At 70.2% G+C, this 16,928-nt stretch carries 18 protein-coding genes; 10 read left to right on the top strand and 8 right to left on the bottom strand.

Annotated features, from left to right (window positions below; genetic code table 11):
* Positions 1–78 precede the first annotated feature (78 nt).
* From AB3X52_RS06600 to AB3X52_RS06590, 3 genes are all read left to right on the top strand, one after another.
* The gene (locus AB3X52_RS06600) at positions 79–510 is read left to right on the top strand and encodes a MarR family winged helix-turn-helix transcriptional regulator (RefSeq protein ID WP_367992508.1); all 432 of its coding nucleotides are present in this window, start codon (positions 79–81) and stop codon (positions 508–510) included.
* A 70-nt stretch (positions 511–580) separates the two neighbouring features.
* Positions 581–811: a type II toxin-antitoxin system Phd/YefM family antitoxin gene (locus AB3X52_RS06595; RefSeq protein ID WP_367992507.1), complete on the top strand. Its 231-nt coding sequence runs from the start codon at positions 581–583 to the stop codon at positions 809–811.
* Positions 808–1,191 (top strand): type II toxin-antitoxin system VapC family toxin, encoded by a 384-nt coding sequence (locus AB3X52_RS06590; RefSeq protein WP_367992505.1) that lies wholly within the window; start codon positions 808–810, stop codon positions 1,189–1,191. The genes AB3X52_RS06595 and AB3X52_RS06590 overlap by 4 nt, the downstream gene beginning before the upstream one ends.
* A gap of 39 nt (positions 1,192–1,230) precedes the next feature.
* Here the strand turns inward: AB3X52_RS06590 and AB3X52_RS06585 are convergent, their stop codons facing one another.
* From AB3X52_RS06585 to AB3X52_RS06575, 3 genes are read right to left on the bottom strand one after another with little or no spacing between them, the layout of a single operon-like run.
* On the bottom strand, positions 1,231–2,094 hold the full coding sequence (locus AB3X52_RS06585; RefSeq protein WP_367992503.1) for an alpha/beta fold hydrolase: 864 nt from the start codon (positions 2,092–2,094) through the stop codon (positions 1,231–1,233).
* On the bottom strand, positions 2,091–3,077 hold the full coding sequence (locus AB3X52_RS06580; protein WP_367992501.1) for a VOC family protein: 987 nt from the start codon (positions 3,075–3,077) through the stop codon (positions 2,091–2,093). The genes AB3X52_RS06585 and AB3X52_RS06580 overlap by 4 nt, the downstream gene beginning before the upstream one ends.
* 29 nt (positions 3,078–3,106) lie before the next feature.
* Positions 3,107–4,660 carry an FAD-dependent monooxygenase gene (locus tag AB3X52_RS06575; protein ID WP_367992499.1) on the bottom strand — a complete coding sequence of 518 codons (1,554 nt, stop codon included), beginning with the start codon at positions 4,658–4,660 and terminating at the stop codon, positions 3,107–3,109.
* A gap of 120 nt (positions 4,661–4,780) precedes the next feature.
* On the opposite strand from AB3X52_RS06575, the gene AB3X52_RS06570 reads away from it, so the two are divergent.
* Entirely contained in the window at positions 4,781–5,410 is a 630-nt protein-coding gene (locus AB3X52_RS06570) for a TetR/AcrR family transcriptional regulator (RefSeq protein ID WP_367992497.1), read from the top strand.
* 118 nt (positions 5,411–5,528) lie between these two features.
* Here the strand turns inward: AB3X52_RS06570 and AB3X52_RS06565 are convergent, their stop codons facing one another.
* From AB3X52_RS06565 to AB3X52_RS06545, 5 genes are read right to left on the bottom strand one after another with little or no spacing between them, the layout of a single operon-like run.
* Positions 5,529–6,785 (bottom strand): ABC transporter substrate-binding protein, encoded by a 1,257-nt coding sequence (locus AB3X52_RS06565; protein ID WP_367992495.1) that lies wholly within the window; start codon positions 6,783–6,785, stop codon positions 5,529–5,531.
* Between the two features lie 25 nt (positions 6,786–6,810).
* Entirely contained in the window at positions 6,811–7,926 is a 1,116-nt protein-coding gene (locus AB3X52_RS06560; RefSeq protein ID WP_367992493.1) for a branched-chain amino acid ABC transporter permease, read from the bottom strand.
* The gene (locus AB3X52_RS06555; RefSeq protein ID WP_367992491.1) at positions 7,919–8,806 is read right to left on the bottom strand and encodes a branched-chain amino acid ABC transporter permease; all 888 of its coding nucleotides are present in this window, start codon (positions 8,804–8,806) and stop codon (positions 7,919–7,921) included. Before AB3X52_RS06555 ends, AB3X52_RS06560 begins: the two co-directional genes overlap by 8 nt.
* Before the next feature lies 1 nt (position 8,807).
* A complete protein-coding gene (locus tag AB3X52_RS06550; RefSeq protein ID WP_367992489.1) occupies positions 8,808–9,608 on the bottom strand; it encodes an ABC transporter ATP-binding protein in 801 nt (266 codons plus the stop codon).
* Complete coding sequence (locus AB3X52_RS06545; RefSeq protein WP_367992487.1) at positions 9,605–10,405, bottom strand: ABC transporter ATP-binding protein; 801 nt, start codon at positions 10,403–10,405, stop codon at positions 9,605–9,607. The genes AB3X52_RS06550 and AB3X52_RS06545 overlap by 4 nt, the downstream gene beginning before the upstream one ends.
* Before the next feature lie 157 nt (positions 10,406–10,562).
* Here AB3X52_RS06545 and AB3X52_RS06540 point away from each other — a divergent pair, with 157 nt between their 5' ends.
* The 6 genes from AB3X52_RS06540 (at position 10,563) to AB3X52_RS06515 (ending at position 16,915) form a co-directional block, all read left to right on the top strand.
* Entirely contained in the window at positions 10,563–11,246 is a 684-nt protein-coding gene (locus AB3X52_RS06540) for an IclR family transcriptional regulator (RefSeq protein WP_367992485.1), read from the top strand.
* Between the two features lie 139 nt (positions 11,247–11,385).
* Positions 11,386–12,246, top strand: coding sequence for an alpha/beta fold hydrolase (locus tag AB3X52_RS06535; protein ID WP_367992483.1), 861 nt, complete (start codon positions 11,386–11,388; stop codon positions 12,244–12,246).
* 11 nt (positions 12,247–12,257) lie between these two features.
* Positions 12,258–13,952, top strand: a complete 1,695-nt coding sequence (gene mhpA / locus AB3X52_RS06530) for a bifunctional 3-(3-hydroxy-phenyl)propionate/3-hydroxycinnamic acid hydroxylase MhpA (protein WP_367992481.1) — start codon at positions 12,258–12,260, stop codon at positions 13,950–13,952.
* Positions 13,949–14,893, top strand: a complete 945-nt coding sequence (locus AB3X52_RS06525; RefSeq protein WP_367992480.1) for a 3-carboxyethylcatechol 2,3-dioxygenase — start codon at positions 13,949–13,951, stop codon at positions 14,891–14,893. Before mhpA ends, AB3X52_RS06525 begins: the two co-directional genes overlap by 4 nt.
* Before the next feature lie 119 nt (positions 14,894–15,012).
* Positions 15,013–16,191 carry an acyl-CoA dehydrogenase family protein gene (locus AB3X52_RS06520; RefSeq protein ID WP_367992478.1) on the top strand — a complete coding sequence of 393 codons (1,179 nt, stop codon included), beginning with the start codon at positions 15,013–15,015 and terminating at the stop codon, positions 16,189–16,191.
* A 46-nt stretch (positions 16,192–16,237) separates the two neighbouring features.
* Entirely contained in the window at positions 16,238–16,915 is a 678-nt protein-coding gene (locus AB3X52_RS06515; protein WP_367992476.1) for a hypothetical protein, read from the top strand.
* Positions 16,916–16,928 lie beyond the last annotated feature (13 nt).

Below are 16,928 nucleotides of genomic sequence, written 5' to 3'. Positions count from 1 at the left end.
AACAAGAAACCTGTTAATCACACCTTGCTCTATCGCCAGGTTTCCTGTCAATAGTGCCCGTCATGGAAAAGTGGCCCCATGAACTCCCCCGGACTCACGGCGCCGTCGTTGCTCTACGCCGTCAAGCGCTTGGAGCTGGTCATCCGAGCACGCCTGGACGAGATGCTGCGCGACTCGGGCGTGACCACGTTGCAGTACACCGCGCTCACCGTGCTGGCCCACCGTGACGGCATCTCGACCGCACAACTGGCCCGGGACTCCTTCGTGACGCCGCAGTCGATGGCGGACATGCTCCGTCCGCTGGAGGCGCGGGGTCTGATCACCCGCGAGGCCAACCCGCAGAGCAGACGCGAGCTCCTCGTCCACCTCACCGACGCGGGACGCGCCCTGCTCCAGGAGTACGCCGACGCCGCGGCCGCCCTGGAACAACGGATGACCGCCGGATTCTCGGCCACGCAGGTGACCGCTCTCCGCGCCGCCCTGCAGCGCGCCTGGGAGTCCCTGCGCTGATCGGCGGCCGCGGCGATCCTGCCGACGCCCCCTGTTGCGGCAACGGACTAAGTCTGACTAAGTTCTCTTCATGGCCGTCGTCAACATCCACGAAGCGAAGACGCATCTCTCCCGCCTGCTCGAGCGCGTCGAGGCGGGCGAGGAGATCACGATCGCGCGCGCGGGGAAGCCGGTGGCGGACCTGGTCCCCCACAGCCGCGTCGACGTGATCTTCGGTGGCCTGCGGGGCCGGCTGACGTACGACGCCGACCACTTCGACGACGTCGACCCGGAGGTCAACGAGCTCTTCGGCCTGCGATGACCAGCATCCTGATCGACACCCACGTCGCGCTCTGGCTGCTCGACGACAGCCCGCGCCTCGGACCACGAGCCCGCGCGCTCCTGACCCGCGCCGACGCCGTACGCCTCTCGGCGGCGTCGACCGGGGAGCTCGCCATCAAAGCCTCGCTGGGCAAGCTCACCCTGCCTGACGAGCTCCCCCAGGCGCTAGAGGCGGCCGGGCTCCTCGACCTGCCGGTCAGCCGACGACACAGCCTCGCCGCCACCGACGCGCGCCTGCCTCACAAGGACCCCTTCGACGCCATCCTGGTGACCCAGGCCCGACTCGAGCGGCTGACCTTCCTCACCGCCGACCGGAAGATCCTCGATGCCTGGGACGAGGCCGTCGACGCACGCAGCTGAGCGCGCCAAGGACCGACAGCTCGTGACCCGCGCACCACCTCAGTGCGCGAGGAACTCCGTGAGCAACTCAGCGAACCGGTCGGCCCGCTCGATCTGGATCCAGTGACCGGCGTGCGGCAGCACGTGCAGCTCGGCGTCGGGCAGGTTCTCCGCCAGGTAGTAGCCGGCCCGGACGGGCAGCATCCGGTCCTCGCGGCCATGGATCACCAGCGCACGGTGCGGGATCGCCGCCAGCTCCTCCTCGGTGTACTTCACCGGCGGGTGCGCCGGATTGAAGGTGGCGAGATGGGAGCGGCGGACCTCGTCGCGACGGGCCTTGGCGCCTCGGTCGGCGGCGATCTCGTCGAGCTTGCCGGCGAAGAGCTCCGTGTCGTCGACGAACCGGACCAGCAGGTCGGCCATCGCCTCATCCGACGGGTCGTCGTAGAAGGTGATCAGCTTCATCAGGTCGTCCGACGGCGGGATCGGCGCGCCGCCGGAGCCCATGAGGACCATCTTGTCGATCCGCTCCGGGGCGATCTGGGCGATGCGCAGCGTGATCATGCCGCCCATGGAGTTGCCCACCAGATGCGCCTTCTCCACGCCGAGCGCGTCGAGCAGCGCGATCAGCGAGCGGCTGCGCAGGTCGACGTACTCCACCATGCCGCCGGTCGGGGCCGGGTCGGGGTGCTCGGAGTCGCCGAAGCCCAGGACGTCGGGGGCGATCGCGAAGTAGCCCGCCTCGGCGAACACGGGGAGCAGGTGCTCCCAGTTGGACGGGGCCGAGACGCCCGGGCCCGAGCCGTGGATGAAGAGGATGGCCGGGGCGGTCGGCGAGCCGGCGGTGTAGACCCGGAGCCGGTGGTCGCCGGCCGCGATGTCGGCCGAGGAGACCTCCGGGGCGGCGGTCGCGGTCGCGGTCACCGGGCCTCCCCCGCGGCAGCAGCGGCGACGGCCTGGTCGACGGCGGCGCGCTGCAGCTCGTCACCGCGGTCGGCCGACTCGATCAGCCACTTGCCGAGCTCGCGGGCGTTCTTGTGGCCCCACAGCGAGATGGCGTCGTACTGGGTGGGCTCCCAGGCCTCCTCGTCCTCGATGATGAGACCGCCCCAACCGAACTCGACGGCGACGCCCGACGGGCTGTGGGCGTAGAAGGAGAACATCTTGTCGTTGGGGTGCATGCCCAGCGTCATCAGCAGCGGCACGCGGGCCTCGGTGATGCGGTCGTAGGCGAAGCCGACGTCCTCACGCAGGTTGTTCTCGATGAGGAAGTGGTGCAGCTTGAACGGCGCCGGGGCCTCCGCGATCGCGAGGGTGTGGTGACGGCCGTTGCAGTGGGTGAAGGCGGCGTCGATGAAGACACCCGGCGCCATCTCCTCCTTGATGTAGTCCGAGAGCTTGAAGCCGAGGTGGTAGTAGAACTCCAGCATCGCCTCGCGCTTGCCCTCGCCGCAGAGCAGGAAGATGTGGCCGGCGCCGCCCTGCTGGGTCTGGAAGCCGCCGACGTTGACGTCGTTGCGGTAGGGCTCCTCGGCCTGCTTCAGGCCGGTGATGAGCTCGATCCGGATCTCCTCCGGGTCGTGGGTGATGAAGAGCCGCTCGACACCACGCTCGGTGCGCAGCGCCTCGTCGCCCTCGACGACCTCGTGGCCCTCGGAGCGGAGCAGCGCGACGACCTCGTCCAGGTCGGCGTCCGACCCGCAGTCGTAGCCGACGAACGAGACGTCGTTCTTCGGGCCCTTCTCGATGATGTGGCGGTGGATGCGGTCGTCGATCCGGAACGTGCGGACGTCGTCCTCGTGGCGGGCCGGCATCACGCCGAGCAGCTCGCCGAGGAAGCCGCTCCAGGCGTCGAGGTCGGAGGCCTCGATGCCGACGTACGCGAGCTCCTTGATGGTGGCGGTCATGGGGTTTCCCTTCGGTTCTTCGAGAGAGGTCAGGCGGGGAGGCCGAGGCCGGTGGAGTCGGCGGCGGCGACGAAGCGGTCGGGGCGGCAGACGACGACCCGGGCGTCGTGCTCACGCAGCCAGGCGAGCAGCGTGCCGTCGATGTCGACGATGTCGTGGGCGCTCTCGCTGCCCTGGTCGGCGGCGCGGACGGCGACGTAGCGGGCACCGACCCGGTCCCAACCGGCCTTCTCCTCCGCCGAGAGGACGGTCGCCGGGTCGATGTTGTCGCCGAGCACGACGAAGCCCTGGCCGAGCAGGTCGTCGAGCGGGCCGATCAGGCCCTGGCAGTTGGCCGCGCGCGGCTGCGGGATCATCCGGCCCACGACGCCCTGCGGGACACCCATGGGTCCGGGCTCGAGACCGGTGAACCAACCGGTCGGATAGGTCGGCGGCCACAGCAGAGGCGGCAGCTCGCCGGACTCCTGGGAGGCGGCGAGCGCGGCCTGCTCCTCCTCGGAGAGCTCCTGCTTGATAATGCGGCCGAGCTCCACGGAGACGCCGGTGTAGAACTCGACGTTGGGACGGCGCTCGGCCTCGTAGGAGTCGAGGACCGACTCGGGGAGGGTGCCGTCGAGGACACCGGCGATCTTCCACGCGATGTTGAAGGCGTCGCGGATGCCGGACTGCATGCCCGACCCGGCCCACGGCGGCATGAGGTGGGCGGCGTCGCCGAGCAGGAAGACACGCTCGCCCAGGCGCCACTGCTCGGCGAAGCGGATGTGGTGGCTGTAGAACGCCCAGCCGTGGATGTCGATGTCGTCGCGGGAGACGCCGACCGACTCCAAGAGCGGCCAGATCCTGTCCTCGCTGTCGAGATCGGCGTCGGACTCGCCCTGCTTGAGCGGGATCTCCCACCGGTGGTTGTCGCGGCCGAGCGCGATGTCGACGACCGGGCGCTCCTTGTCGGACCAGAAGGTGAGGATGTGGCGGTTGGGCCACCAACGCTTGACCTTGCCGTCGATGACGATCCAGCGCGTGTCGAGGGTGTCCCCGAGCAGGTTGACGCCGAGCAGCTCCCGGGTCTTCGCCTCACCGCCGTGGCAGGCCAGGACGTAGCGCGCCCGCGTCGCGGCGGTCGCGCCGGTCGCGACGTCCCGCGTGGTCACCGTGACGCCGTCGGCATCCTGCTCGACATCGATGGCCTCGACGCCGTACACCGCGCGCACCTTGTCGCCGAACCGGCAGGCGCCGTCGCGCAGCTTCTGCTCCATCAGCGGCTGGTAGATGGCGTACGACGTCGCGTGGCCCAGCTGGCCCGGGGGGAACGGGAGCCGGAGCAGCTCGGTGCCGTCGTAGGTCACCCAGCGCAGCGCGACCGTCGGGTCCATGTCCTCCTTGACGCGGGCGTCGAGCCCGACGGACTGGAAGAGCCGCATCGTCCAGTCGTTCACCGTGACGGCACGGGCACGGCCGTAGATGTCGCTCTCGCGCTCGAAGGCCCGGACGGTCAGGCCGAGCGTGCCGAGAGCGTTGGCGGCGGCGACGCCGGACGGGCCGAAGCCGATGATCGCGACGTCGACGTCGGGTTCAGGAGTGGTCATCTGATTCTCCAGAGAGTTCTGTAATGAACATTCCAGACAGAAGAATGTGACGCCCATTACATCCAGGGCCCACTCCACTGTCAAGCGTTCTGGAACGATCGGTCCAGATAAACTGGGGCGATGCCCACCGCAGCCAGGCCCAACAAGCGCCTCCTCCAGGGCGAGCGCTCACGTGACGAGATCCTGGACGCGGCGTCGCGGATGATGTCGGTGCGCGGCTTCGACGGCACGAGCATCGCCGACATCGCGCGCGAGTCCGGGCTGCCCAACAGCTCGATCTACTGGCACTTCAACTCGAAGATGGGCATCCTCGCGGCCGTCATGGAGCGCGGGGCGGAGCGGTTCTTCGCCAGCGTCCCGACAACGCCGCCGACGACCGACGACACCCCGGAGAGCTACCTGCTCCGGACACTGCGCGACTCGGGGGTCGCCTTCGTCGAGCATCCGGAGTTCCTCCGGCTCTTCGTCCTGCTCCTGCTCAGCAGCGATGCGCCCGAGGTGAAGGAGATCGTCGAGCGGGTGCGCGCGCACGGCCGCACGAACCTCCACGCGCTGATCCAGCACGCGTTCTCGACCGTGGCGCCCGAGCGCGCCGGCGCCATTGCCGACGAGCTCGCCGACTTCGCCATGGCCGGCTTCGACGGCGCCTTCCTGGCCCTGCAGGCCACCCCGAGCGTCTCCCACGAGCGGCTGATGGAGCAGCTCGCCGAGGCGGTCGCCACGCTCGGTCGCCGAATCGTCGAGGCCTGATCAGCCTCCACCAGACGGACGCGGAGGGACGCAGGACAAGGCCGCAAACCCCTGACCGCGCAGAACGGGCGCCTCCCCTGCGGGAGGCGCCCGTTCCGGCGCGAGTGAGCGGTGGAGCTCAGCGCTTGTACCCGTCCTGCAGAGGCGAGGCGAAGTAGTCGCCGACCTGCTTCAGACCGCCCTCGTTCTTCGCCGCCTTCAGGATCACGCTCTTCGTCGACGACGGTGTGGCCGGGTCGGAGAAGTCCAGCGCCGGATAGATGCCGTCGGTGTCGACGCTGTCGAGCTCACGCAGATGGTCGACCACCGACTGACGGGTGAGGTCGCCGTCCTCGCAGGCAGCCTTGATCGCTTCGCCGAGCACGGTGGCACCGGCGTAGCCGTAGCCGGCGTGCTGGGTCGGGTTGACGCCCTTCTCAGCGACCTTGGCGAAACCCTCCTGGATCTTCTTCTGGCCCTCGGAGTCACCGGCATAAGGAACCATCGAGGTGACGACCTCGAGGTTCTTGAGGACCGTCGCCGCCGCTGGGCTCTGCAGCAGCGAGGGGTCGTACGACGGCGCGTTGACCAGGATCGGGACGTCCAGACCGAGGCTGGGCGCCTGGCTGGCGACCATCGCCGTCTGCTTCGGACCGGTCGAGACGAGAATCGCCTTGACGCCGGCGGCCTTGAGCGCGGACATCTCGGCGCTGATGTCGGTGGCGGTCGCGTCGACCTTCTTGCCGACGTAGGTGAGGCCGAGCTTCCCGGCGGCGTACTTCGCACCCTCCGCGGCGTTCTCCCCGAAGTCGCCTGCCATGTAGATGTGGCCGATCGCGGCGCCCTTGTGGATCTTGCCCTCGTCGACAAGGTGCTGGACGCCATTGATCTCGTCGAGGTCGTACGTCGTGCCGAGAACTGCGATCTCAGGTGTGCCCAGGTAGTCCGCCGACCAGCCGACCGCGATGGTCGGCATGTGGTCGGCCTTGATCTGCGGCAGCAGCGAGGAGATGATCGGCGACCCGAGCAGGTGGACCAGGCCGAGGACGTCGTTCTTCATGCCGGCGTACTCGGTGTTCGCGAGCTGGGTGTCCATCTTCTGGTCCTGCACGTCGAACTTGATCTTCCGACCGCAGATGCCACCGGCGGCGTTGACCTCGTCCGCCCAGATCTGGTCACCGGCGTAGACGGTCTTCGCCAGCGGGCCATAGACCACCGAGAAGTCGCTCATGACGCCGAGCGTGATGGTGTCGTCGGTGACGCCGAAGTCGGTCTTGACGTCACCCGAGCTCGAGCCGGAGCCCGCGTCCGAGGAGCGGGTGCCACAGCCGGCCAGCGAGACGGCCGTGAGGACGGCGACCGACACCGCGGCCGCGCGGAGGGTGTGCTTGCGCATTGTTACCTCATCTTCTTGGTGGATCTCACAGCGTCTGCCGCGCTGGAGAAGGAGTGGGCAGGCGGCCCGCGGCCGGAGCCCGTCGGCTGGTCCGGAAGAAGCTGGCGACGCCCTCGGGGCGGCCGATGATGACGGCGACGACGACAACGCCGTAGACGATCTGGGCGACGACACCGGCGGTGTAGCCGTTGCTGCCGGGGGCGGCGAGGAACGGGATCGAGTCGCTGAACTTGTTGAGCAGCAGCGGGAGCGCCATCACGAAGACCGCGCCGGCCACGGCACCGCCGACCGAGCCCAGGCCGCCGATGACGACCATCGCCAGGTAGGACATTGAGACCAGCAGGTCGAAGTTGCCCGATCCGATGAAGTTCGACGCCAGGGCGAAGAGCACACCGCCGACTCCGGCGAACGCCGAGGAGAGGATGAACGCGGTCGCCTTGGCGCGCTGCACCGAGATCCCCATCGCCGCAGCCGCTGACTCGTTGTCGCGGACGAGCTTGAGCGCCCGGCCCGGACGGGCGTGCAGGATCCGAGCCGCGGCGACGATCGCCGCGAGAAGCAGGAGCAGCGAGACATACCAGAGCCGCTCGGTGCCACCGAACGGAACGCCGAGCACGGTCAGTTGGTGGGTCGGGTTGGAGCCGCTGAGCTCGAACCCACCGACGGTGAGCGGCTCGACCGAGCGCCCGTTGACACCGCCGGTCAGGCGGGCCGCGTCCTTCATCACCCACTGGGCGATGAAGACCAACCCGATCGTGCTGACCCCGAGGTAGAAGCCGCGCAGCCTCGCCGCGACCGGGCTGAACGCAAGACCGGCGATCCCCGCCACGACGACCGCGAGCACCGCGGCCGCCAACGGCGGGAGCCCGAGTCCGGCGTAGTGCTCATCGCCACGGACACCGGCGAAGAAGGCGTACGCGTAGGCGCCGACCGCCATGAACGCCGCATGTGCCAGCGAGAGCTGACCGGCGGAGCCGCTGAGGATCGTCAGGCCGATGGCGGCAATGGCCGCCCCCATCGAGAAGACTCCGATGATCGTCCACGAGGCGTCGAAGTAGAGCGGGACGAGGAGCAGGACGACGATGGCGATGCCCGCCGCCGCGGGCTTGGCCAGATGCGTGGTGAGACGGCGCTCAGACACGAGCGACCTCCTTGGAGCCGAACAGGCCGTGCGGCTTCACCAGCAGCACGACGACCATGAGGATGTAGGGCGTCACTGCGCCGATGTCGGCGCCGAGGAAGGAGTAGTGGCCGGCGTACCCGGTCACCAGACCCTGGACAACGCCGACGATGAGCCCGCCGACGACCGCACCCTCCGAGGAGTCCAGCCCGCCGATGACGACGGCCGGGATCGCGCTGAGCGCGACGAGATGGGACGTGTAGTCGAGGCCCGGATTGGGTGCCGCAGCGAGGAAGATGCCCGCCACCACGGCGAGTACGCCGCCGATCAGCCAGGCCGCCGAGGCGACCCGCCGCTCGCTGATGCCGAGCAGCTCGGCGGTCACGGGGTCTTCGGAGGAGGCACGCATCGCCGCGCCCCAGGGGGTCGAGCGAAGGGCCCAGAAGAAGACCCCGACGAGCACGATCGCGACGATGATCGCCCAGACGCGGGCAGCCGGGATGCCGACGCCGGCGAGGTGCCAGACCGACGCGCCCCAGGGGTCCTTCGTGGTGAGGAAGTCCGAGCCGATCCGTCGGGTGAGCTCGCTGACGAGCACCACCTGGACGCCCATCGTCATGATCGTCATCGTCAAGTGGCTGCTTCCTCGCGCGGCGAGCGTGAGCCCCCAGATGACGACGGTGGCGATCGCGCCCGCGGCCAGCCCGATCAGCGCCGCCAGCCAGAAGCCGGTATGGGGCGCCGCCTGGGCCGCGACGAAGATCCCGAGGAGCATGACGGTGCCCTGGGCCAGGTTGAACACCTTGGTGCCCTGGAAGATCGTGGTGAAGCTCAGGGCGACCAGCGCATAGATCGCGCCGAGGGAAACCCCGAGGAGAAGCTGCTGGGCGAAGAGCTGCATGTCAGGCCTCCGTGCCGAGGTAGGCGGCGATGACCGCAGGGTCGTTCTGGATCTCGTCCGGGCTGCCGTCGGCGATCAACCGACCGAAGTCGAGGACGCTGATGTGCTGCGCCACGCTCATCACGAGCGGCATGTCGTGCTCGACGATGAGGACGGAGGCGCCCAGGCCCGCCGAGATGGCCCGCACGAGCTCGGCCATCTCCACCTTCTCGTGGGTGGGGAGCCCGGCCGCCGGCTCGTCGAGGAGGAGCAGATCCGGCTCGGTGGCCAGCGCGCGGGCGAGCTCGACCTTCTTGCGCTGGCCGTAGGAGAGGGTGCCCGCCGGACGGTCGAGCAGGCCACCGATGCCGATGAAGCGGGCGATCTCGACGACCCGCTCGCGGTGGCGGCGCTCCTCTCGCCGCGCCGCCGGCAGGCCGAGCGCTGCGGCGACGTATCCCGTCCTCGTCAGGCGGTAGCGCGCGACCATGAGGTTCTCGAGCACCGGGTCCGTCGCCGTGAGGGCGATGTTCTGGAACGTGCGGCCCACGCCCAGCCGGGCGATCGCGTTCGGCTTCATCGTGGTGAGTTCGTGGTCGCCGTACCTCACGGTGCCGGAGGTGGCGCGATAGAGGCCGGAGATGACGTTGAACGTCGAGGACTTCCCGGCGCCGTTCGGCCCGATGACGGCGTGGACGGTCCCGGGCTCCACGGTGAAGGAGACGTCGGCGAGCGCCTTCACGCCACCGAACGCGAGCGTCACGCCCTCGACCTTCAGCGGGAGCGCACGGGTGTGGACCTTCGCCGGAGCAACCTCACTCATGCCGACCACCTCGCCAGGGTCCGCGGCGCGACGGCCGCCGCGTCGGTCGCGATCTCGGCCGCCGACTCGTCGGTGCCCGCGCCGAGGTAGAGGCGGCGTACGTCGTCGCTGGCCTGCAGCTCCGCAGCGGGGCCTTCGAGGACGACCCGGCCGCTCTCGAGGACGTAGGCGTACTCCACCACCGAGAGCGCGACGGCGGCGTTCTGCTCGACGAGCAGCACACCGGTCCCGGATCCGTGGATCTCCTTCACCGACGCAGCGATCTGCTTGACGATCAACGGGGCGAGGCCCAGCGTCGGCTCGTCGAGGATCAGCAGCCGCGGCTTGCTCATCAGGCCACGGCAGATCGCCAGCATCTGCTGCTCACCGCCGGAGAGGAGGCCCGCCGGCTGGCGCCGCCGCTCACCGAGAACCGGGAACCGCTCGTAGGCCTCGGCGATGAGGCGCCGGCGCTCGGCGCGGTCGCGGAGCACGATCCCCGCCGCCTCGAGGTTCTCCTCGACGCTGAGGTTGCCGAAGACCCGTCGGCCCTCGGGCACGTGCGCGATGCCTTCGCGCACGATCTCGGAGGCGCGGCGGTTGTCGATCCGGCCATCGCGCCAGGTGATGTCCCCGCCGACGACGCGACCACCGGCGGCGCGCAGCACGCCCGAGGCAGCGCGCAGCAGGGTCGACTTCCCGGCGCCGTTGCCGCCGATGATCGTGACGGCCTGCCCGTCGGCGACCGACAGCGTGGCGCCGTCAGCCGCGATCACACCGGCGCCGTACGTGATGCGTACGTCGCTGAGCTTCAGCATATGCTGCATTCCTCGTCCGTAGCGTGTATATACTGCACAATGTGATGCAGATAACGAGGATGGTGTCGGGGGTCACATCGTGTTGTCAACCCTCGCGCCGAGATCGCTCGTCAGCCGCACCGAGCCCGCGGCACCCGCTCCCCTACGCTTGGCCGCTATGAGCGCGACCCGCCCCGCCCCCGGGACCCAGACACTGGCTCGAGGCCTGCGCGCGCTCGAACTGGTGGCGTCGGCGTCCGAGGGCATGGCGATCCAGGAGCTCGCCGACGAGCTCGGGATCCACCGCTCGATCGCCTCGCGACTGCTGGCGACCCTGGGCGACTTCAAGCTGGTCGCCAGGGGCACCGACGGCCGCTACCGGATCGGCAGCGGCCTCGCCGCTCTCGCGTCAGGCATCCAGGCGACACTGCGAGCCACCGCCGATCCGATCCTGCGGGACCTGGCCGAGGAGGCCGGCGCCACCGTCACGCTCCTCGTCGCCGAGGGAGACGAGGCAGTCGCGCTCTCGGTCGTCTCGCCGGCCCGCGCGCAATACCACCTCGCCTTCAAGACCGGCGGCCGACACCCGATCAGCCGCGCCTCGGGCGGCGTCGCGCTCCAGGCCGCAATGCCGCCGACCCCGGGCGAGGCCACGCGTGTGACCGAGGCCCGCGAACGCGGCTATGCACGAACGATGGGTGAGGTCGAGCCCGGGGCGTACGGCGTCTCCGTGCCGGTGCCCCAGGTCGCCGGCATGCCGACGGCCTGCCTGAATCTCATCACGCATCGCGCCGAGATCGCGGACGCGGCGGCACCGGCGCTGATGAGGGCCGCCGCCCGGCTCGCAGACGCGCTCTCCTGACAGCGACCACAGCCCTCCAGGCGTCCGCCGGCCCCGCCGTCTTGACTTGCGGGGTGTGCGGGTGTGTCATGGCACACATCGCGACGTGCAGATATCGCCCGTTGCCGTGTAAATAACGCACACCTGCCAAGGAGGCCACGTGACGCCCACCAAGGAGCAGGCCGCCAGGGACATCACCCTCGCGTCCGGCACGCACATCCGCTACTACGAGGCCGGCGAGGCGGACGCGACGCCCGTCGTCCTGCTGCACGGCTCGGGTCCGGGCGCGACCGGCTGGTCCAACTTCTCCGGCAACATCGGCGCGATCGCCGACGCCGGCTTCCACGTCATCGCCCCCGACATGCCGGGCTGGGGCGACTCCGACGCCGTGGCCACCATCGAGATGGACCACGACAAGGACCTGGTCGAGCTCCTCGACGCCCTGGGCCTGGAGAAGGCCGCGCTGGTCGGCAACTCCATGGGGGCCCACACCGCCATCCGCTTCGCGACGCTCCATCCCGAGCGCCTCACCCACCTCGTCACCATGGGCGCGTCCCTCGGTCGCGGTCCGGCCAGCCTCTTCAGCGCCGGTGACGGTCCCAGCGAGGGCCTCAAGATCATCGTCAAGACCTACCGCGACCCGAGCCCGGAGAACATGAAGGCGCTGGTCGAGATCATGACCTACGACAAGGCGCGCTTCGCGACGCCGGAGCTCACCCAGGCCCGCTCCGAGGCCGCGCTCGCCCGCCCGGACCACCTCAAGAACTACGTCGAGGGCCTCGCGCACGGCGCGCCCATCCCGATCAAGGTCGACCGGGCCCAGATCCCCGACATCGCCGTCCCGACGATGCTGATCCACGGCAAGGACGACCGGGTGCTCCACTTCGAGGTGTCGCTCTGGCTGACCGCCAACATCCCGAACTCGCGGATGGTCCTCCTCAACCACTGCGGCCACTGGGCGATGATCGAGCACGCGGACGAGTTCAACCGGCTCGTCACTGATTTCCTCTCGCACAACTGAGGAAAGCACCGATGACCACCACCTCTCTCGACACCGACGTCCTCGTCATCGGCGCCGGCCCGGTCGGCCTGATCACGGCCAACCTGATCGGCATCCGCGGCCACCGCGCCACCGTCCTCGAGGCGCGCACCGGCCTGATCGACTACCCGCGCGGCGTCGGTCTCGACGACGAGTCGATCCGCACCCTCGTGGCGGCCGACCTGTGGCACGCCGTGGAGCAGTTCACCGTCCCGAACCACGTCTCCCGCATGGTGAACGGCGAGGGTCAGGTGCTCGCCACGAACGACCCGCAGACCACGGAGTTCGGCTTCCCGCGCAAGCATGGCTTCAACCAGCCGGTCATCGACGCCGAGCTCGCCCGCGGCCTCGACCGCTTCGAGGGAACCGAGCTGCGGTTCGGCCACCGCGTGGTGGGCATCGAGGACAACGGCGACCACGTCGAGGTCACGGCGGAGCGGGTCGACGAGACCGGCACCGTGACCGGCACGGTGACGCTGACCGCGCGCTACGTCGTGGGCTGCGAGGGCGGCAGCTCCTTCACCCGCAAGCAGATGGGCGTCGAGTTCGAGGGCAAGTCGCCCTCGACCCGCTGGGTCGTCGTCGACGTCGAGGACGACCCGCTCGGGACGCCCAACGTCTACCTCGGGGCCGACCCGAAGCGGCCCTACGTCTCGATCGGCCTGCCCCAGGGCGTGCGCCGCTGGGAGTTCATGCTCCACGACGACGAGCCGACCGAGCTGGTCGACGACCGCGAGTTCATGAACGGTCTGCTCTCTGGGATGGTGCCGGACCCGGCCTCGCTCTCGATCATCAACCAGCGCACCTTCACCCATCACGGCCGGATCGCGTCGACCTTCCGCAAGGGCAACGTCTTCATCGCCGGCGACGCCGCCCACCTGATGCCGGTCTGGCTCGGCCAGGGCTGGAACTCCGGCATGCGCGACGCCACCAACCTCGCCTGGAAGCTGACGGCCGTGCTCTCGGGCCAGGCCGAGGACGCGCTGCTCGACACCTACACGACCGAGCGGCACAAGCACGCCTCGGACATGATCGACGTCAACATGGCCGCCGGGACCGTCATGAAGATGAAGCCGTTCGGCGGCTGGGTCCGCGACCGGCTGGCCTCCGCGCTCAACCTCGTGCCGACGTGGAAGTCCTACTTCACCGAGCTCCGGTTCAAGCCGATGCCGCGGTATGCCGCCGGTGTCGTCGTCGACCAGGTGACGCTCACGCCGGGCAGGGCCGAGGCCACCTTCAAGGGCGGCAGGCTCCAGCCCTACGTCGACTCACCCGGCGAGCTCTCACCCGTCGGCCTGCAGTTCATCCAGCCGCGCGTGAACACGGCGGACACCACGGACGCGTTGCTCGACGACGTCACCGGCCACTGGTGGGTGCTGGCGACCTGGGGCACCAACCCGACGACGTACCTCACCGCCGACGACCTCGCGTTCTGTGCCCGCCACGGCATCACGCTGGTCAGCTTCATCCCCGAGACCCAGCGCGAATGGGCGGAGAAGAAGTACGCCGGCTCCCCCGCCCCGGTCACCGTCGTCGGCGACACCTCGGGCGCGCTCAAGCGCTGGTTCGACGTCCGCGCCTGCGGGGCGATCATCCTCCGCCCCGACCACTTCGTCGCCGCGGCGACGTTCAACCAGCAGGTCTCGGCCGCCCTGGCCGCCGTACGGAAGGCAGGAGCACTTCGATGACGCTCGCTCTGGTCACCATGTCCCACAGCCCTCTGCTGGAGTTCAACGACCCGGCGCCCGAGGTCAAGGCGAAGGTGGAGGGCGCCTTCGCGGCGGCCCGCTCCTTCGTGGCGGAGTACGCCCCGACGCTGGTCGTCTCCTTCGCGCCGGACCACTACAACGGCTTCTTCTATGACCTGATGCCGCCGTTCTGCATCGGCTACCAGGCCGAGGGCGTCGGCGACTACAACACCGCCGAGGGCCCGCTGTCGGTGCCGACCGAGCGGGCCGAGGAGTTGGCCGAGTGGGTCGCCGACCGCGACCTCGACATCGCGATCTCGCGCAAGATGGAGATCGACCACGGCGCCATCCAGCCGCTGGAGATCCTCTTCGGCGGCATCGACACCGTGCCCACCATCCCGATCTTCGTCAACGGCGTCGCCAAGCCGTTCGTGAAGATGAGCCGCGTCCGCCGGCTCGGCGAGGCGGTCGGCTCCTTCCTCGCCACGCTCGAGGACGAGCGGGTCCTCGTGATCGGCTCCGGCGGGCTCTCCCACGACCCGCCGGTGCCGCAGTGGGCGACCGCCGACGACAACGCCCGCACGCTGCTGCTCAACGGCCGCCACCCCACCGAGGAGGCGCGCAACGCCCGCCAGCAGCGGGTCATCGAGACCGGCAAGGCGTTCGCCGCCGGCACCGCCGCCATCCAGGACCTCAATCCGGAGTGGGACCAGGCCCTCATGGCGACGCTGGCCGCGGGCGACCTGTCGCCGATCGACGCGATGACCCCGGAGCAGATGGCGAAGGACGCCGGCAACTCCGCCCACGAGGTCCGCACCTGGGTCGCCGCGTTCAGCGCGCTCGGTGCCGTCGGGCCCTACGACGTCGACTACTCCTTCTACCGCCCCATCAAGGAGTACATCGCCGGCTTCGGCGTCATGACGGCACGCACCCGAGCCTGACCCCGGCTCGCCGCGCCCGCCCCGGCGCCGTCGGAGGACCATCCCCCGGTCCTTTGACGGCGCCGTCCGCGTTCCTCGTCGGCTCGATTAGTAGGACGTCCACGTATTACCGTGGACGCATGCCCTCACGTCACGTCGTCACCGCCGAGGAGACGGTCGAGCTCCTCCGTCTGGTGCGCCGGATCGCCACCGACGAGCTCGCCCCGCGCTCGGCCGCCGCCGAGGCGGACGAGCGCTTCCCCCGCGACATGTTCACGCTCCTGGGACGCACCGGCGTCCTCGGCCTTCCCTACCCCGAGGAGTACGGCGGCGGGGGCGCCGCCTACGCCGACTACCTCCGCGTCCTCGAGGAGCTGGGTTCGGTCTGGGCCTCGGTGGGGGTCGGCGTCTCGGTGCATGCGCTGTCCTGCTTCCCGCTCGTCCACCACGGCACCGAGGAGCAGAAGGGGCGCTGGCTCCCCGACATGCTCGGCGGCGAACTGCTCGGCGCCTACTGCCTCTCCGAGCCGCAGGCCGGCTCCGACCCCGCCGCGATGACGACCCGCGCCGTCCGCGACGGCGATGCGTGGGTCATCACCGGGACGAAGGCCTGGACGACCCACGGTGGGCACGCCGACTTCTACACCGTCATGGCCCGCACCGGCGAGAGTCGCGGCGCCATCTCCTGCTTCCTCGTCCCGGCCGACGCCGACGGACTCTCGGCGGACCCGCCCGAGCGCAAGATGGGGCTCACCGGATCCGTGACCGCCACGATGCGCTTCGACGGCGTACGCGTCGCCGGCGAGCGCCTCATCGGCGGGGAGGGCAACGGACTGCGGATCGCGCTCGCCGCGCTCGACTCCGGGCGGCTCGGCATCGGCGCCGTCGCCACCGGGCTCGCGCAGGGCGCGCTCGACCGAGCAGTCGCCTACGCCCGCGAGCGGGAGACCTTCGGCCGCCGGATCATCGACCACCAGGGCCTGGCGTTCGTGCTCGCCGACATGGAGGCCGCGGTCGTCTCCGCCCGGGCCACGCTGCAGTCCGCGGCGTCGCTGCGCGACCGCGGGCTGCCCTTCTCGACCGAGGCCTCGGTCGCCAAGCTGGTCGCGACCGACAACGCCATGAAGGTCACCACCGACGCCGTGCAGGTGCTCGGCGGCTATGGCTACACCCGCGACTTCCCGGTCGAGCGCTACATGCGCGAGGCCAAGGTCATGCAGATCTTCGAGGGCACCAACCAGATCCAGCGGATGGTCATCGCCCGGGCGTTGGACCGTGGCTCCACGGCGACGGGCGCAGGGACCATCGTCACCTCCTGACCCGAACTTCCTGCGGGCGCGGCGGGGCCGACCTACCCTGCCGATCATGGGGGACCTGTTCGATCGCTGGCTCGAGCATCACCAGAGCGATGACCTGGAGACACCGGCGGACGCGCTGACGGCGCCCCGGCCCGCGATCGCCCCGCAGCCGCCGCACGGCGACGCGCCGGAGGTCGTCGTCCCCGCTCCGCGCGCCGCCGAGCGCCCGGCGCTGGCTCCGCACACGATCTTCTTCCGGCCGCGCAAGCACGCCCGGCGGCTCTACACCCTGCTCCTCGTCGCCGGCCTGATCGCCTGCCTGGTGCTCGCCGCGCTGGCCTGGCGGCAACGCACCAGCACGACCTACGAGCTCGCCGGCCTCGCGCTCGGCCTGACGGCCATCCTGTACGCCGTCCGCGCCGGCTCCGCGACCGCCACGCTCACCGTGACCGGCGGCTCCCTCGAAGTCCGTCGCGGCGGCAGCCGGACCGTGTTCGACCTGACCAGTGCCCACACCGGGATCGAGGTCGTCGGGCGCCCCGGTGGTCGACGCTGGCGGGTCGTGCTCCGGCGACCGTCGCTGCCGGCGTACGTCATCGACGGCTCGATGGTCGAGCCCGCCGAGTTCATGCGGGTGCTGCGCTACTACCGCACGGACCTGCGCTCCGCCGACACCCGGCCGGCGACACCGGCGGCGGAGAGCGCCGACAGCGGAAGGGCGGTCACCGGCCCCTCGGACCGGTGACCGCCCTTCCGAC

The sequence above is a fragment of the Nocardioides eburneus genome, from assembly GCF_040838215.1.
Lineage (GTDB): Bacteria > Actinomycetota > Actinomycetes > Propionibacteriales > Nocardioidaceae > Nocardioides > Nocardioides eburneus.
Note: the sequence above shows the minus strand (reverse complement) of the source record. Positions and strands in the feature narration are given on the sequence as shown.

What these genes read in the sequence shown, in the direction of transcription:
- AB3X52_RS06600 (WP_367992508.1), top strand. Translation starts at nt 79, where the DNA reads ATGAACTCCCCCGGACTCACGGCGCCGTCGTTGCTCTACGCCGTCAAG.
- AB3X52_RS06595 (WP_367992507.1), top strand. Translation starts at nt 581, where the DNA reads ATGGCCGTCGTCAACATCCACGAAGCGAAGACGCATCTCTCCCGCCTG.
- AB3X52_RS06590 (WP_367992505.1), top strand. Translation starts at nt 808, where the DNA reads ATGACCAGCATCCTGATCGACACCCACGTCGCGCTCTGGCTGCTCGAC.
- AB3X52_RS06580 (WP_367992501.1), bottom strand. Translation starts at nt 3,077, where the DNA reads ATGACCGCCACCATCAAGGAGCTCGCGTACGTCGGCATCGAGGCCTCC.
- AB3X52_RS06575 (WP_367992499.1), bottom strand. Translation starts at nt 4,660, where the DNA reads ATGACCACTCCTGAACCCGACGTCGACGTCGCGATCATCGGCTTCGGC.
- AB3X52_RS06570 (WP_367992497.1), top strand. Translation starts at nt 4,781, where the DNA reads ATGCCCACCGCAGCCAGGCCCAACAAGCGCCTCCTCCAGGGCGAGCGC.
- AB3X52_RS06565 (WP_367992495.1), bottom strand. Translation starts at nt 6,785, where the DNA reads ATGCGCAAGCACACCCTCCGCGCGGCCGCGGTGTCGGTCGCCGTCCTC.
- AB3X52_RS06555 (WP_367992491.1), bottom strand. Translation starts at nt 8,806, where the DNA reads ATGCAGCTCTTCGCCCAGCAGCTTCTCCTCGGGGTTTCCCTCGGCGCG.
- AB3X52_RS06550 (WP_367992489.1), bottom strand. Translation starts at nt 9,608, where the DNA reads ATGAGTGAGGTTGCTCCGGCGAAGGTCCACACCCGTGCGCTCCCGCTG.
- AB3X52_RS06545 (WP_367992487.1), bottom strand. Translation starts at nt 10,405, where the DNA reads ATGCTGAAGCTCAGCGACGTACGCATCACGTACGGCGCCGGTGTGATC.
- AB3X52_RS06540 (WP_367992485.1), top strand. Translation starts at nt 10,563, where the DNA reads ATGAGCGCGACCCGCCCCGCCCCCGGGACCCAGACACTGGCTCGAGGC.
- mhpA (WP_367992481.1), top strand. Translation starts at nt 12,258, where the DNA reads ATGACCACCACCTCTCTCGACACCGACGTCCTCGTCATCGGCGCCGGC.
- AB3X52_RS06525 (WP_367992480.1), top strand. Translation starts at nt 13,949, where the DNA reads ATGACGCTCGCTCTGGTCACCATGTCCCACAGCCCTCTGCTGGAGTTC.
- AB3X52_RS06520 (WP_367992478.1), top strand. Translation starts at nt 15,013, where the DNA reads ATGCCCTCACGTCACGTCGTCACCGCCGAGGAGACGGTCGAGCTCCTC.
- AB3X52_RS06515 (WP_367992476.1), top strand. Translation starts at nt 16,238, where the DNA reads ATGGGGGACCTGTTCGATCGCTGGCTCGAGCATCACCAGAGCGATGAC.